The organism is Pseudomonas sp. IT-P74, from assembly GCF_949768175.1.
GTDB lineage: Bacteria > Pseudomonadota > Gammaproteobacteria > Pseudomonadales > Pseudomonadaceae > Aquipseudomonas.
Map to the genome: position 1 here is coordinate 462,818 of NZ_CATKQD010000022.1, position 15,735 is coordinate 478,552.

Here is a 15,735-nt window from a genome sequence, read left to right on the forward strand (position 1 = left end):
TCGTTTTCACGACAGTCGCGCCGTTTTTCAGCACGGCGCGATCAAACGACGTGAAACGATTTTGCTGACGGTTCCCATCATCAGAGCCGCGAAAATCAGCCCCGCAGCCACCGCAAACGTCAACCGCATCCCCTGCGCGATGGCCTCGGGTTGCGCCTGCAAAATATCGCCGCTGGCCGTGCCGAAGGCGAACACAGCGCCCATGACCGAGGCGCCGGTAATCAGCCCCAGGTTGCGAGACAGGCCGAGCACACCGGACATCACGCCCCGTTGATCCGGCACAATGTCCGCCATCACGGCGGTATTGTTGGCCGCCTGGAACAGTGCATAGCCGGCCGTGAGGAGCACCAGCGGCACGACGTAGCCGAGCACGCCGACGCTCATCGGCACGACGGGAAGGAGGCAAGCGCCGGTCAACATGGCAATCAGCCCGACCGTGCTCGAACGCTGCGCGCCCCATCGGTCGACCAGGCATCCGGAGGGCACACCGGCCAATGCCGCCACCAGCGGCCCGGTCGACATCACCAGCCCGACACTTGCCGCGCTCAAACCCAGCGCACCCGCCAGATAGAACGGGCCGACCACCAGGGTGGCCATGACCACCGTGGTCACCAGGCTACTCATGGCGAACCCTGCGCTGAGCAGCGGATTGCGCAACATCGCCAAATTGATCAGCGGCGACTCGGCGGTCTGCTCGACGAACACGAACAGTATCAAGCCGATCACCGCGACCAGCAGCAGCGCCGTATTGAGCGGGCCAAAGTTGCCGCGTCCGAGGGTCATTGCCAGTGCGTAAGCCAATAGGGTCAGGACCAATACCAGAGTGCCAAGCGCGTCGAAATCGGGCCGAGTGGACGTCATCTCGTGGCGATCCTGCGGCAAAAAGCGCCAGGCCAGTCCGATCGCCAAGACACCCAAGGGCAGGTTCAGCAGAAAAATCCCCTGCCAGCCCACCTGGGCAATCAACACGCCGCCAAGCGCCGGCCCCAGCGAAGTGCCAATCGCCGACATCGTGCCGAGCACGCCCATCGCGCTGCCCATTTTTTCCTTGGGCACCGCCCCGCTCACCAGCGCCATGGTCAGCGCCATCATGGTCGCCGCGCCGATGCCCTGTACGGCCCGGGCGGCAATCAGCAACCACAGATTGGGCGCCAGCGCGCACAGAAGCGAGGCGACGGTGAACAGCGCAATGCCGATCAGCAGCAATCGCCGCCGCCCCATGAGGTCGCCGAGCCGGCCGACGCTGACGATCAGCACGGTGATGCTCAGCAAGTAGGCGAGTACCACCCACTGCACGGCCTGGAACGACGCGGAAAACGCCTCGGCCAGTGTCGGTAAACCCACGTTGGCAATGCTGGTGCCCAGGGACGACAGCAGCATGGAAAGCGACAGGCTGGCCAAGGCGCCTCGAATCGATATGGACTTCATTTTCTCGCGACTCCGCAAATAGTTGTCCCGAGCCTAAGCCTGGCCATAACATGGCGGAAGACGCAGCATTTGCACTTTATTCATGCACCAGACGCCATATAGCTGCAAACCCTTGTGGGAGCGAGCCTGCTCGCGAAAGCGGTGTGTCAGACAACATCATTTTTAATGTGCCACCTTCGCGAGCAGGCCCGCTCCCACAAGGATTCACTCCATGCCAGACCTGAATCTGTTGATCACCCTGAATGTGCTGCTCGAAGAAGGCAGCGTGGCCCGCGCCGCGCAGCGTTTGCGCCTGAGCCCGTCGGCCATGAGCCGGGCACTGGCGCGATTGCGCGAAACCACGGGCGATCCACTGCTGGTGCGGGCCGGTCGCGGACTGGTTCCCACGCCCCGGGCGCTGGAGTTGCGTGAACGGGTCGGCGTGCTCGTGCAGGACGCCGAAGCCGTCCTGCGCCCCGCCGAGGCACTCGCCCTCGATCAACTGGTGCGCACCTTCACCCTGCGCACCAGCGATGGCTTCGTGGAAAATTTCGGACCGCCACTGATCGCCCGCCTCCACCAGGACGCACCCGGTGTGCGCCTGAATTTCGTGCAGAAGCTGAACAAGGACAGCACCCTGCTGCGCGAAGGTGCGGTGGATCTGGAAACCGGTGTGATCGGCGAATCCACCAGCCCGGAAGTGCGCACCCGGATGCTGTTTCGCGACCGGTTCATTGGCGTTGTGCGCAAGGGGCATCCACTGGCTCGCGGCGAGATGACACCCGCGCGTTATGCCGCCGCCCGGCACATCCTGGTCTCGCGCCGGGGCCACGAAAAAGGCGTCATGGACGACGCCTTGCATGAACTGGGACTGAAGCGGGACATCGCCACCATTGTCGCCGGTTTCTCTTCGGCGATTGCATTGGCGCGGGCTTCAGACCTGGTCGCCAGCGTACCGCAGCGGCACGTCGGCAACCTGTGCCAGGGGATGCACTGCTTTGCCCTGCCGTTCCCCACGCCGCCCATCACGGTTTCGATGCTGTGGCACCCGCGCATGGACGCCGACCCGGCGCACCGCTGGTTGCGCGGTTGCGTGTGGGAGGTTTGCAGTCAGTAACGCCACCGAAAAACGTAGGAGCGAGCCTGCTCGCGATGGTCGTTAACGATAACGCGTGTTTATTGATTAAACGCAGCGCTCTCAAGACCATCGCGAGCGAGCTCGCTCCTACATTACTGCTTCATGATCAGCAGCGGCTCGCCTTTCTTGACAATGTAGGTCGCCAGTTCCGAGGCCTTGCCCTGGCCCACGTTCTTCGCCACATGGGCCACGCCTTCGGGGATGTACAACGAATCACCGGCCTTGAGCGTTACCGGTGCCCGCCCTTCCAGCTGATACTCAAAGGTGCCGCTGATCACGTGCGCCACTTCTACGCCCGGGTGAGCATGTTTAGGCGACGTCACGCCCTGATCGAAGTCCACGAGCACCTGCAGGACTTCGCGGTTGGCGGCGCCCAGGTCTTCGCGTACCAGGTCGGTGCGATGCAGGCCCTGCTGCCAGCTTTTCATCGCCGGGGCCGGTTGTGTTTCCTGGGCTTGAGCGAGGCTCGCAATAGTCGCGAGCCCTGCGGCGGCCAGGACCAGACCAAGCTTGCCGAGGGTGTGACGGGTGTGGGTACGCAACATTGTCTTTCCTCCAGTTGAACCACGCCAGGCCGCGCCGAAAGTGGCGCGATGCCGGTGGTTCCATTTGAAGGCTGCCGTGTATCGCCCGGGTGTCGGGAAACGGCGGTTTTGTATGCCCCGGTAACGGCGGGCGTTGCGGATACCTGCGGATACAAACCCGTATCGGCGGGTACGGCATCGCGGTCAATGGCGAAGATCAAGTGACCGCGACCCGCTCCCACTCAGGTCGCGGCTTTCAGGCCCTCAAAAAACCCTCTTTGGGGTTTGTATGTGCCCACAGGTCATAATTGATCAACTAGCGGCTGTACTCATCACAGATTGGTTGATCCAAATTCATGCACCGTCGAATATCTGTTGACCTGACTGTTTCGTACCAACAAACTTTTCTGTTCTTGTGTATTTCTAAAGGTTTGTCTGATGCGTAAATCATTCACTGTCGTTGCACTAAGCCTCCTTGTATCGCAGTACTCCCTCGCCGGCGAAGCCACCAACACAGCAATCGGTGGCGGTGTCGGTGGCGCCCTTGGAAGCGCGGTCGGTCAGGCTATGGGAGGTAGCACTGGCGCTGCGATCGGAGCCGGCGTAGGTGGCGCAGCTGGGGGCGCAATATCTGCGAAGAGTGGCAACAAGACCGAATCAGCCATTGGCGGGGGGCTCGGTGCAGCGGGTGGCCAGGTAATCGGCAACAGTGTTGGTGGTTCCACCGGTGGCCTGATCGGCGCTGGACTGGGCGGCGCAGCAGGTGGTGCTATCGGCAACAATCTGGCCAAGGACAACGATAATGACAATGACCACTACGACCACAAGCATAAAAATAAGTACAAGAACAAACATAAACACAAGCATGACGACTGATCTCGGTCGCCAAGCAGTTCGGCCACAAAGACTTGGACCCTGATCGCCAAGGTTTATGGCCGCTGGCTGCCCTCCGCTGATGCAGGAGCCGGAGGGCGAGCCGGGGTACTTTTTGCCGGCAATACCAACGTTACGACAACCTCCCCTATTTCAGATCGAAACGATCCAGGTTCATCACTTTTGTCCACGCAGCGACGAAGTCCTTGACGAACTTCTGTTGCGCATCGGCGGTGGCATAGAACTCGGCCAACGCACGCAACTGCGCATTGGAACCAAAGACCAGGTCAACCCGGGTTCCCGTCCACTTCACAGCACCGGTCTTGCGATCACGCCCTTCATACTCTTGCCGGGCATCCGACACGGGCTTCCACTCCACCCCCATATCGAGCAGGTTGGTGAAGAAGTCGTTGGTCAAGGCTTCCGGCCGTGAGGTGAACACACCGTGTTTGCTCTGGCCGACATTGGTGTTCAACACCCGCAGCCCACCCAGCAATACCGTCATTTCCGGCGCGCTGAGCGTCAGCAGTTGTGCCTTGTCGATCAGCAGTTTTTCGGCCGGAACACGGTACTGTTGCTTCAGGTAATTACGGAAACCGTCGGCAATCGGTTCCAGGAAACCGAAGGATTCGACATCGGTCTGTTCCTGGCTGGCGTCCATGCGCCCCGGACTGAACGGCACCGTCACACTGTGGCCGGCGTTTTTTGCTGCCTGTTCAACGCCCGCATTACCGGCGAGCACGATCAGGTCGGCCAGGGAGATTTTCTTGCCGCCACTGTTGAACTCGTTCTGGATGCTTTCGAGTTTTGCCAGCACGCGGGCCAGTTGCTCTGGCTGGTTGGCCTGCCAGGACTTCTGCGGCTCCAGGCGCAAGCGTCCGCCGTTGGCACCGCCGCGTTTGTCGGAACCACGGAAAGAGGAAGCCGCCGCCCAAGCTGTAGATACAAGCTGCGAGACCGTCAGCCCGGATGCCAGCACCTTGCTTTTCAGGCTCGCCACATCGCTGTCATTGACCAGCGGATGATCGACAGCAGGGATCGGGTCTTGCCACAGCAGCTCCTCGTTCGGCATTTCCGGGCCGAGGTAGCGTGAGAGCGGGCCCATGTCACGGTGAATGAGCTTGTACCAGGCACGGGCGAAGGCATCGGCCAGTTGATCGGGGTTGGCCAGGAAGCGCCGGGCAATCGGCTCGTAGATCGGGTCCAGACGCAGGGCCAGGTCAGAGGTCAACATCGTTGGATCACGGCGTTTGGACGGATCATGGGCATCCGGAATGGTCCCGGCACCCGCGCCGTTCTTCGGCTTCCACTGATGGGCGCCGGCCGGGCTCTTGGTCAGTTCCCAGTCGAAACCGAACAGGTTTTCCAGGTAGTTGTTGCTCCACTTGGTCGGCGTGGTGGTCCAGGTCACTTCCAGGCCGCTGGTGATGGTGTCGGCCCCCTTGCCGGTACCGAACGTGCTTTTCCAGCCCAGGCCTTGCAGCTCCAGGCCAGCGGCTTCAGGTTCTGGCCCGACGTTGTCGGCAGGCCCGGCGCCATGGGTCTTGCCGAAGGCGTGGCCACCGGCGATCAACGCTACGGTTTCCTCATCGTTCATCGCCATGCGGCCGAAGGTTTCGCGGATATCCTTGGCCGATGCGACCGGGTCCGGCTCGCCTTCCGGACCTTCCGGGTTCACGTAGATCAGGCCCATCTGCACCGCGGCGAGCGGGTTTTCCAGATTGCGTCCCTCCTCGGTCCGGCTGTCCTCGTTGCGCCCCGGCTCGGCCACGAGCGGGACGTCGCCAGGTTTCTGTACCGGCTTGTCCTCTTTGCCGTAGCGCGTGTCTCCGGCCAGCCACTTGCTTTCAGAACCCCAGTAGACGTCCTCGTCCGGTTCCCAGGCATCCGGGCGGCCGCCGGAAAAACCAAAGGTCTTGAAGCCCATGGATTCCAGTGCGACGTTGCCGGCGAGGACGATCAGATCGGCCCAGGAAATTTTGTTGCCGTACTTTTGCTTGACCGGCCAGAGCAGCCGACGGGCCTTGTCGAGGCTGACGTTGTCCGGCCAGCTGTTGAGCGGTGCAAAACGCTGCTGCCCGGAGCCGGCGCCACCCCGGCCGTCACCGGTGCGATAGGTGCCCGCGGCGTGCCAGGACATGCGGATAAAGAGAGGCCCATAGTGACCGAAGTCCGCCGGCCACCAGTCCTGGGAATCGGTCATCAGCGCAGTCAGGTCTTTTTTCAGCGCCTGGAAGTCCAGGCTCTTGAAAGCTTCGGCGTAGTTGAAGTCGCCCCCCAGCGGGTCAGACTTGGGCGAGTGTTGACTCAGGATCTTCAGATTCAGTTGGTTCGGCCACCAGTCGCGGTTCGTCGTGCCACCGCCAGCGGCGTGATTGAACGGGCATTTCGATTCAGTTGACATGGCATCTCCTCTTGATTTTGTTTTCAGCTAACCATCCTTAAGCGTGGATCCGGATCACCGATTGAAGAAATAGCTTTTCGGTATGGGATCCATAGCCTTGAGGCTATGACGGCCCAGTGATCAGTCGCTCCAGACCATCCATTAAAGTACCGGTCGGGGAAACTGTCGCTTCATTTGGGGGAGATAGCTGATAAACAGCTCAAATCAGTCTGGAGGTTGGCAAAGCTTCCATGACCCACGGGGCCTGAAATGTCCACGCCGTTACTGCACGCAATAAAAAACCGGCCTGTTTCAGCCGGTTTTTTTCGTTTCTCTCAACAGCACTTCGGTCCGGCTTTACTGCCGTAACGGGCCTCCTGGCGCTCGCGGAAGAACGCCTCGTAGTCCATCACCGGTTTGTCCGGGTGCTTGGTCTGCATATGCTCGACGTAGTTGTCGTAGTCGGGCATGCCGACCATCAGGCGCGCGGCCTGACCGAGGTATTTACCGAGGCGACTCAGGTCATTGAACATGATCAGGCATCCGGCAGCGCCTGGAATGGCGCTTCCTTGTCCGTGCGTTCCTTGGTGCCCCAGGCGGCAATACCGACCTTGAGTGCAAAGAACAGGATGCTGAACACCACGAACAGGAACAGCGCGGTCAGCGTCGCGTTGGTGTAGGCGTTGAAGATCACGTGCTGCATCTGGTCGATGCTCTTGGCCGGGGCCAGCACCTGACCGTTGGCCAGCGCATCGCTGTACTTCTTCGCCAGGGCCAGAAAGCCGATCGCCGGGTTGGCGTCGAACAGCTTGATGAAGCCCGCTGTGGTGGTGCAGATCAGCAGCCACACGGCCGGCAGCAAGGTCACCCATACATAACGCTGGCGCTTCATCTTGATCAGCACCACGGTGCCGAGCATCAGCGCGATACCGGCCAGCATCTGGTTGGAGATACCAAACAGTGGCCACAGGGTGTTGATGCCACCCAACGGATCGATCACGCCCTGGTACAGCAGATAACCCCACATGGCCACGCAACCGGCGGTGGCAATCAGGTTGGCGGTCCAGGATTCGGTGCGTTTCAGCGCCGGAACGAACGAGCCGAGCAAGTCCTGCAGCATGAATCGACCGGCACGGGTACCGGCATCCACAGCGGTCAGGATGAACAGCGCTTCGAACAGGATCGCGAAGTGGTACCAAAACGCCATGGTGTTCTCGCCTGGCAACACGTGGTGCAGAATCTGCGCGATCCCCACCGCCAATGTCGGCGCACCACCGGCACGGGCCAGGATGGTGGTTTCACCGATGTCATGGGCTACGGCTTGCAGCGCTTCCGGGGTAATGGCGAAGCCCCAGCTGCTGACGGTTTGTGCAACGGCCACCGCATCGGCACCGACTACAGCGGCCGGGCTGTTCATGGCGAAGTACACGCCCGGATCGATCACGGAAGCCGCGACCATGGCCATGATCGCCACGAACGATTCCATCAGCATGCCGCCGTAACCGATGTAACGAGCATGCCCCTCGCTGGCAAGCAGCTTCGGCGTAGTGCCGGAGGCGATCAGCGCATGGAAGCCCGACACCGCGCCACAGGCGATGGTGATGAACAGGAACGGGAACAGACCGCCCTTCCATACCGGGCCGGTGCCGTCGATGAATTGAGTCAGGGCCGGCATTTTCAGCTCGGGCATGGTCACCAGGATGCCGATGGCCAGGGCGACGATGGTGCCGATCTTCAGGAAGGTGGAGAGGTAATCGCGGGGTGCCAGGATCAGCCACACCGGCAACACCGCTGCAACAAAACCGTAGCCGATCAGCATCCAGGTGATCTGGAGACCAGTAAAGGTAAAGGCCTTGGCCCACACCGGATCCGCGGCAATCTGCCCGCCAAGCCAGATCGAACCCAGCAGCAACAGCACGCCGATCACCGAAATTTCGCCGATGCGGCCCGGGCGGATGTAGCGCATGTAGATGCCCATGAACATCGCGATCGGGATGGTCGCCATCACCGTGAAAATCCCCCACGGGCTCTCGGCCAGGGCTTTCACCACGATCAGCGCCAGCACCGCAAGGATGATGATCATGATCAGGAAGCAGCCGAACAGCGCGATGGTGCCGGGGATGCGGCCCATTTCTTCACGGACCATGTCGCCCAGGGAGCGGCCGTTGCGGCGGGTGGACATGAACAGGACCATGAAGTCCTGAACCGCACCGGCCAGCACCACACCAGCGATCAGCCAGAGCGTGCCGGGCAGGTAGCCCATCTGCGCCGCCAATACCGGGCCGACCAGAGGGCCTGCACCAGCGATGGCGGCGAAGTGGTGACCGAAGAGTACGTGTTTGTTGGTCGGCACGTAGTCCAGACCATCGTTATTGAGCACAGCCGGTGTGGCCCGATTGGGGTCGAGCTGCATCACTTTATTGGCGATGAACAGGCTGTAGTAGCGGTAGGCAACGAGGTAGATGGCGACGGCTGCGACTACGATCCACAGGGCGTTGATCGCTTCGCCGCGGCGCAGGGCCACAACACTCAGCGCAATCGCTCCCAGGACAGCCACGGCAAACCAGGCGAGGTGTTTAGCCAGACGGGGCATAGCGTGTCTCCTGCCGACAGCCAGTGACTGCGGCGGTAATTTTTATAATTGTGTCCGCAGTGCGGAGCTGGCCCAATATCTGCGCATGGCGTCCACAAATAAATCCGCGTTACTACGTACGTGGCGTCTACGTAGTTCTACGTAGACGATACCGATCTTCTGTGGGTTGACCATTGACTCTGGGGCGATCCACGATCAATTGTGGGAGCGAGCCTGCTCGCGATGGTATTTCAGGCGCCGAGTCGCGTCGGCCGTACCTTTTTCGCGAGCAAGCTCGCTCCTACAATGCGTATCTTTGGCATATGATCCCCCCCCCTCGCGCGGGCAGGAGTGAACATGCAGCTCAAACACAAGATCGTCGCCCTCGGCATTTTGCCGCTGGTGCTGGCCATTGCGGTCATTTGCGCCCTGGTGATTTCCCTGAATCGCCAACTGGGTGACCAACAGGCGCAGCTGATCGAAGACAGCATTCTGGCGAGCAAGCGCGCGGAGCTGAAGAACTACGTGGAAATGGCCCAGAGCCTGATCGAGCCTCTGTACGACGACGGCCACGGCGATGCCCATGCCCAGCAACAAGTGCTGGAGGAACTGCGCAAGCTCAGCTTCGGCATCAACGGCTACTTTTTCGTCTACGACCACGAAGGCCGTAGCCTGATGCATGCACGCCAGTCGGAACTGGTGGGCCAATACCTGTGGGACATGAAAGATCCCCACGGCCTGCCGGTGATCCAGGCGCTGCTCAAAAGCGCGCAATCGGGTGAAGGTTTTCAACGCTACGCCTGGAACAAGCCCTCCTCCGGCCAGGTGACCGACAAGCTCGCCTACGTGGTGATGCTCGATCGCTGGGGCTGGATGCTCGGCACCGGCATCTACCTCGAAGACGTCGAACGCGCCACCCAGCAGGCCCGTGCCGAAGTGGCCATGGGCATCCGCAAGACCATGATGGCGATTGCCGTGGTCGCCCTGGTCGCGGTGCTGTTCGTGTTCGCCACGGGCATGACCCTCAACGTCAGCGAACATCGACTGGCGGACAAGAAACTGCAGCGCCTGACCCAGCGCATCGTCAGCCTGCAGGAGGAAGAACGATCCCGGGTGTCCCGCGAGTTGCACGATGGCATCAGCCAGGTGCTGGTCTCGATCAAGTTCCAGTTCGAACTGGCCAGCCATCTGCTGGAACGCGGACAAGCCCACGACAAAGGCTTGAGCACGCTAAAGGACGCCACCGAGCGCCTGGGCGATGCCATCGGTGAAGTCCGCAGCCTCTCCCACGACCTACGCTCATCCTTGCTCGACACCCTCGGCCTGCCGGCAGCCATCGGCCAACTGGCCGCAGAGTTCGAGCAACGCAGCGGGCTGACCGTGACCTATGACGAAAATGAATTCGACTGCCAACTGGTCGACGGCGCGGCTGTATCGCTGTTCCGCATCGTCCAGGAAGGCCTGACCAACATCGAACGCCACGCGCAGGCGAAGAACGTGTCCATTACACTGCGCGGCTGCGACGAATCCGTGCGGCTGACGGTGGTCGATGACGGTATCGGTTTCAACGTCGCCCAGGTCGAACGTCGTCAGGCGGGCATTGGCTTGCGTAACATCCGCGAACGCGTCGAACATTTTGGCGGGCGCTTCGATTTGATCTCGATGCCGGGCAGAAGTGAGCTGGACGTACGGCTGCCGATGAAACCTGGCGCAAAACTACAAGAGTGAAACCTTGCATGAACCTGCCCTCCCCGATCCGCGTCGCCCTGGTCGACGATCACTCCCTGGTCCGCGACGGCATCAAGGCGCTGCTGGCCGTGATGTCGCCCCTGGAAATGGTCGGCGAAGCGGAAAACGGCGCCGAGGCCATCGAGATGGTCGGCCGCTGCCAGCCGGACCTGCTGCTGGTCGACATCAGCCTGCCGGATATGAACGGCCTGGAACTGACCCGCGTACTGCGCAGCCAGTACCCGTCGCTCAAGGTGCTGGTGCTGAGCATGTACGACAATTACGAATACGTCAGTGAATCGGTGCGCTCAGGCGCCAGCGGCTACGTGCTGAAAAACGCCCCGTCACGGGAAATCATCGCCGCCATCGAAGCCATCAGCAGCGGCGGAACCTTCTACAGCGCCGAAATCGCCCAACGCCTGATCGCCGACAGGAACACCGACAACGAACTGACCCCGAGGGAAAGCCAGGTGCTGTCGAAGATGGCGCAAGGCTTGAACAACAAGGAAATGGCCCGGGAACTGGACATCAGCGTGCGCACGGTGGAGACCCACCGCTTGAGCATCCGGCGCAAACTCAACATCGACAAGCCGGCGGCGTTGGTCAAGTACGCCATCGATCATGGACTCATTTCCCGCTAACACTTCGAACCCTGTGGGAGCGAGCCTGCTCGCGAAGAGGCCGGCACATTCAATATCCATCGCGACTGACACACCGCCATCGCGAGCAGGCTCGCTCCCACAAGGATCAGCGAATCAGCCATTGACTGCGTCGATAGTCACCATCAACTCAATGAAGTTCTCTTAAAAAATCCACGGCGTAACATCTGCTCCATACCAACCCATAAGCACCCCGGAGCACACGATCATGAAACGCCAGACCCTCCTCAGCATCGCTTTCTCGGTTTTCGCAGTTAACGCTTTCGCCGCTACCTCTGCTCAACCTGTGGTCGCTGAAGGCGGCTCGGATCGTCTGATTGAAAGCCGTGTGGCCGAGGGTGGTTCTGATCGCCTGATCGAGAACCGCGTTGCCGAAGGTGGCTCTGACAAGCTCCTGCAAAACCGCGTTGCCGAAGGTGGCTCGGATCGTCTGATCCAGAATCGCACTGCCTGAATAAGGCGCTCTACTGCGGTCCCACAAAAAAACCGGCCTGATCAGCCGGTTTTTTGTGATGGTCAGAGATCCTCAGGCCAGGCTCGGAACAGCCTCACCGCTGCTTGCCCGTTGAGCATCCAGCAGCACATCCAGAGTCGTGAGGAACAGGTCATGGCTCATGATGCCGGTGCATACTGTTGATAGAATCTGTCTGCCGGTTGCATCTTTGATAGTGACCATCTCGGTCCACTTATTTAAATCAACTGTGGAAAGTGTCGACAGCGGAACTTCACTACCTTCAACTTTCAGAAACTCACGTGTCATAATGATTGGCCGAGTAGTGATATTCAGGAAGTCCCCCGCAATTCGCTTGCGCCATACCTGTCCGGTAGGCACATAGTTGAAAGTCACTGCACCGTCAGACTCAAGCTCCTTCATCACAACCGGCAAACGCTCGCGGACGTGCAGCTCACGCACCAGTTCCTGAAACTCAAAAAAACCTTTGAGCGACGCGATAGCTCGATGAAATGGCTCACTATCATTACGACGATACGCCAAGTTAGTGATCAAGCCAGAGATTGCGGTTTGTCCCGAACTGAACAGATACAGGTCTTCTATTTCAGCAAACGCCGTGTATTGATGATCAGCTCCGCTAATAGCAACAATACCGTGCTCATAAACCTCATAATGGGTCGCGCGCAACTTCTTCTGCCACGCATAAAGTCCGAATAGAACTGCCGAAATGACTATCAGTAAGCCACTAGTAGAATAGATCCAGAACTGCGGACTGAAATCACGACTGGTGTTCGCCCCAGCACTGCCCGCTGGCAGGATGGTACCCAGGTACAACACAAATCCTGACAGGCACAACATGATGATGCCGAACAACAGCGTGAAAACCAGAAAGCCCTTGCCATGGTGGTAGGTTTGGATCAGTTGACCTGTCTCGGTGGGAGAGTGTGTGGTTGATTGCTGCATAAGGTGATTACTTCCCTAGTAGTTGATTTAAAAACACGGTAATCCAGACTGGAGCCTGCAAATACACTGTCGATTCCATTACGAGGCTTCAGATACAGGTTGTACGGTTCAGGCCGTTGATCACAGAATCAAAGGACTGCCCAAGAGATTTGGCGTCTCGCAGGATGGGATTATTCATTTTCCACATCATTTGTCGTTGTTCATCAGGCTTGTAGCCACCGTTTCTTGCCGTATTGATCGCTTCACGCCCTTTACCGACAAAACGGTTCAAATCATTGAGCAAGACACTGCATTTGAGCGCTGGTGTCTGAGATTTGCCTTTCTTGTCCCAGCCTTCGATCATTTGGGCAGTCTTATTCAAACTGTCCTCGAACGCTTTGGCAGCCTCTTGCGCCCCAGCAGACCGGAAAAACTCATCGGATAAGCGTACAGATTGCTTGGCATAAAGCACGATCCCCGCGCGGTAATAACCCAAACTGTCCTTCTCGGAGTTATCAAAGGCGGCCTTGGTATTGATCTCGTCGCGCTTGCTGATACCGTCATAAAACTTCGCCTGCTCCATGGCGACATCTTCCAAGGCAGCCTCCAGCAATGGCTCCATTTCCCTGGCTTTTTTCCCGCCATCGCTCAGGTATCCTTTGGAATTGGCATAGTTGGCGAGTTCTGCGTGAATTGGCTGCAATTTTGCCAGCGCCACAATCATGCTTTTCGCAGGGTCATCGAGCTCTGGCATTGGGTAGGAGAGCTGCAATGCCTTGTTAAGATTTTCCTGCAAAATGCTAATGTCATAACCACTGAACATGTAGTAACTCGTCAGTTTCTTGCCTGACGCGAGCGTTTCAGAATACTCGACCTTACGCTTGTCCAGCGTGGAGGCAAAATCTCCACCCTTGTTCGCGGCTTCAACATATATGTTGTATTTTTCTATCTCCGCCTGGCTTGAATTCTTCTCCGCTTGGTGTGCCTGATTCTGGGGCGCAACGCCTTGGGCATTGTCGGACTTGTCACATCCGCTCAGAAAAACCCCTAACAACATCAACATCCCTGCCAGCATATTTCTTGAGTCCATGTTATATTTCCCTATTCATACTGAATCTTATCTTTTTCAACCCAAACGAATTTCCAATACAACCCCCTGCCCCCTCAGACAAAGTCTAGGCTGTCTGAACAAAAAATACCCCGGATCCACTCCTATCTTTTTTTAAGAACAGATAACCAACAGCATCGGTAAGATAGAAAATATCCTTAAATGGGTCTGAAAAGTCCGAGGAATAGAACTGACACAAAAAATCGTATTCCGCAAGAAACACATCGGGAAGAATAACGCCATGCGGGACTACATTTGATATCATAGAAAAAACAGGAAAATCGTCTGCACCTATATCTCTATCTTTCAACTCCGTCGCAGTCTCAGGAATGCTATCAACAGGACTTTCTTGAAATACACCGCCTTGCCCGCGGACGACTAGAGTATAACCACTTAATATTGTCTCTAACTCTGAAGGATCGCCACTGTATGTCACATTTTCAAGAAAATAATCTGATTTACTGTAGGTGGTAAATACGTGTAATTTACCTTGGCCGGGGACATTCTTTGCACACTCAATACCTTGAATTTTAGAAAAATCAATAGTAGCGACCAGAGTAAGCGGCTCACCATCAGGGTTAACCGGCCAATCTTCGACCTCAGCCTTGCTCCCGCCAAAAGTCAAACCAGAGTTAGTAACTACGCCACCCGATGGAATAATTTGCTTTACCGTTATCATATTGATCTCATCTGCAAGTACCAAGACTGTTATGGAATTTTTTCGCGATTCTTTTAAGTTGTTTTACCCGTGAACTAGGCACGCCGCTTTTCCTAAGAGCACCGGAGGTTATATCTAGCTCCCGTTTGAGAGAAGGCGCAAACTCGTTTCTGCCGAGACCTTGACTTCCACGGATCTGTGTTTCATGCCAATGAGCTCCACCTACACCTCTAGTATCTTTTAGAGGCCCTCTAGTGTGATGATCTAGATCAAGAGCAATAGATGGATTCCCTGAGAGTCTAGTTCCTTTTTCAGCAAGATTTTGTTGCACCAAGTACTCATGGCGAAGGAGTTCGTGCGCCTGCATACCATCTCCTATGTGCGTCCCCCCGTTTAACTCACCATATGTTCCTAATTCGAAAAGTGTAGCTAGCCCTAGAGGGTCAATCCAACCAATAGCGCTAGGAGCATATTGGTAAAGATTGACCCCACCCAACAACCCAATCGGATCCTGCGTTACAAACCGCCCCACCTCCGGATCGTAATACCGAAACGTGTTGTAGTGCAGCCCCGTCTCGTCGTCAAAATACTGCCCCTGAAACCGCAGATTCTGCTTGACGTCATTAACCGCCAGCTTTTCAACCGCCCCCCAAGCCTTGTACGTCGCCTGCCAGACAATGCTCCCGTCCGCGTCCGTCATCTCCAACGGCGTACCAATCTGATCGGTATGAAAGTAATAAAGCTTCTGCGCTTCACCTTCCGCCTGATCCACCCGGGCCAACGGCGCATAACTCCCCGGCTCATACAGGTACAGACTGCTCTGCCCCGGTCGCTCCTCCCACAGCATGCGCAAGCCTTGCCACAAAAAGTGTTTCTGCTCGGTTTTACCCTTGACCTCTGAAACCTTGGCCACCCGCCGCCCGAGGCTGTCGTACCGATACGCACCGGTACTTTCCAGCTTGCCGTTGACCACCGTCTCGGCCCGCACCAACCGATTTTCACAGTCATAACCAAACGTCTGCAGCGTGCCCATGCCGCTGCGTTTTTCAATCAGGTTGCCCCACGCATCGTAGGCATATTCCTGATCCCGCCAGCGCTGGAGGCGGTTGTCTTTGACGTGGTCAAACTGGCTGGTGTTGAAGTTCAGCCGGTTCGCCGCAGCGTCATAGCGGAATTCTTCACTGTCGATCAGCCGGCCGGTGTCGCGGCTGTGCAGCTGGCCGTTGGCTTCGTATTGGTACTTGATCTCGCCGCGCAGTTTGTCGAGGGTGCGGGTCAACTCGCCGGCCGGA

13 protein-coding genes and 1 pseudogene are annotated in these 15,735 nt (G+C 58.1%); 5 read left to right on the forward strand and 9 right to left on the reverse strand.

The window, feature by feature from the left end:
- Window positions 1-27: 27 nt before the first annotated feature.
- The gene (locus tag ACM6J5_RS16040) at window positions 28-1,446 is read right to left on the reverse strand and encodes an MFS transporter (RefSeq protein ID WP_414928935.1); all 1,419 of its coding nucleotides are present in this window, start codon (window positions 1,444-1,446) and stop codon (window positions 28-30) included.
- Between the two features lie 193 nt (window positions 1,447-1,639).
- Here ACM6J5_RS16040 and ACM6J5_RS16045 point away from each other — a divergent pair, with 193 nt between their 5' ends.
- Window positions 1,640-2,524: a LysR family transcriptional regulator gene (locus ACM6J5_RS16045; RefSeq protein ID WP_150674142.1), complete on the forward strand. Its 885-nt coding sequence runs from the start codon at window positions 1,640-1,642 to the stop codon at window positions 2,522-2,524.
- A 113-nt stretch (window positions 2,525-2,637) separates the two neighbouring features.
- Here the strand turns inward: ACM6J5_RS16045 and ACM6J5_RS16050 are convergent, their stop codons facing one another.
- Window positions 2,638-3,090 carry a cupin domain-containing protein gene (locus ACM6J5_RS16050; RefSeq protein ID WP_414928936.1) on the reverse strand — a complete coding sequence of 151 codons (453 nt, stop codon included), beginning with the start codon at window positions 3,088-3,090 and terminating at the stop codon, window positions 2,638-2,640.
- A gap of 417 nt (window positions 3,091-3,507) precedes the next feature.
- On the opposite strand from ACM6J5_RS16050, the gene ACM6J5_RS16055 reads away from it, so the two are divergent.
- Window positions 3,508-3,945: a glycine zipper domain-containing protein gene (locus ACM6J5_RS16055; RefSeq protein ID WP_095942942.1), complete on the forward strand. Its 438-nt coding sequence runs from the start codon at window positions 3,508-3,510 to the stop codon at window positions 3,943-3,945.
- A gap of 145 nt (window positions 3,946-4,090) precedes the next feature.
- Here ACM6J5_RS16055 and katG read toward each other — a convergent pair whose 3' ends face one another.
- The 3 genes from katG to ACM6J5_RS16070 all read right to left on the reverse strand — a co-directional run bounded on the left by katG (window position 4,091) and on the right by ACM6J5_RS16070 (window position 8,918).
- Window positions 4,091-6,346, reverse strand: coding sequence for a catalase/peroxidase HPI (katG, locus tag ACM6J5_RS16060; protein ID WP_414928937.1), 2,256 nt, complete (start codon window positions 6,344-6,346; stop codon window positions 4,091-4,093).
- 314 nt (window positions 6,347-6,660) lie between these two features.
- On the reverse strand, window positions 6,661-6,858 hold the full coding sequence (locus tag ACM6J5_RS16065; RefSeq protein ID WP_007976534.1) for a YbdD/YjiX family protein: 198 nt from the start codon (window positions 6,856-6,858) through the stop codon (window positions 6,661-6,663).
- 2 nt (window positions 6,859-6,860) lie between these two features.
- Window positions 6,861-8,918: a carbon starvation CstA family protein gene (locus ACM6J5_RS16070; RefSeq protein ID WP_095942940.1), complete on the reverse strand. Its 2,058-nt coding sequence runs from the start codon at window positions 8,916-8,918 to the stop codon at window positions 6,861-6,863.
- Between the two features lie 336 nt (window positions 8,919-9,254).
- Between ACM6J5_RS16070 and ACM6J5_RS16075 the strand changes: the two genes are divergently transcribed.
- From ACM6J5_RS16075 to ACM6J5_RS16085, 3 genes and pseudogenes are all read left to right on the forward strand, one after another.
- Window positions 9,255-10,625: a cache domain-containing protein gene (locus ACM6J5_RS16075; RefSeq protein ID WP_095942939.1), complete on the forward strand. Its 1,371-nt coding sequence runs from the start codon at window positions 9,255-9,257 to the stop codon at window positions 10,623-10,625.
- Window positions 10,626-10,633: 8 nt separating this feature from the next.
- A complete protein-coding gene (locus ACM6J5_RS16080; RefSeq protein ID WP_057396633.1) occupies window positions 10,634-11,266 on the forward strand; it encodes a response regulator in 633 nt (210 codons plus the stop codon).
- 226 nt (window positions 11,267-11,492) lie between these two features.
- A pseudogene (locus ACM6J5_RS16085) lies at window positions 11,493-11,735 on the forward strand (phage infection protein); the annotation flags it as partial.
- A gap of 75 nt (window positions 11,736-11,810) precedes the next feature.
- Here ACM6J5_RS16085 and ACM6J5_RS16090 read toward each other — a convergent pair.
- The 4 genes from ACM6J5_RS16090 to ACM6J5_RS16105 all read right to left on the reverse strand — a co-directional run.
- Window positions 11,811-12,698, reverse strand: coding sequence for a hypothetical protein (locus ACM6J5_RS16090; RefSeq protein ID WP_150674139.1), 888 nt, complete (start codon window positions 12,696-12,698; stop codon window positions 11,811-11,813).
- A gap of 88 nt (window positions 12,699-12,786) precedes the next feature.
- Window positions 12,787-13,767: a YiiG family protein gene (locus ACM6J5_RS16095; RefSeq protein ID WP_414928938.1), complete on the reverse strand. Its 981-nt coding sequence runs from the start codon at window positions 13,765-13,767 to the stop codon at window positions 12,787-12,789.
- Between the two features lie 85 nt (window positions 13,768-13,852).
- On the reverse strand, window positions 13,853-14,464 hold the full coding sequence (locus ACM6J5_RS16100) for a DUF1963 domain-containing protein (protein WP_150674137.1): 612 nt from the start codon (window positions 14,462-14,464) through the stop codon (window positions 13,853-13,855).
- Between the two features lie 7 nt (window positions 14,465-14,471).
- The coding region (locus ACM6J5_RS16105) for an RHS repeat domain-containing protein (RefSeq protein ID WP_414928939.1) at window positions 14,472-15,735 on the reverse strand (1,264 nt) is incomplete at its 5' end.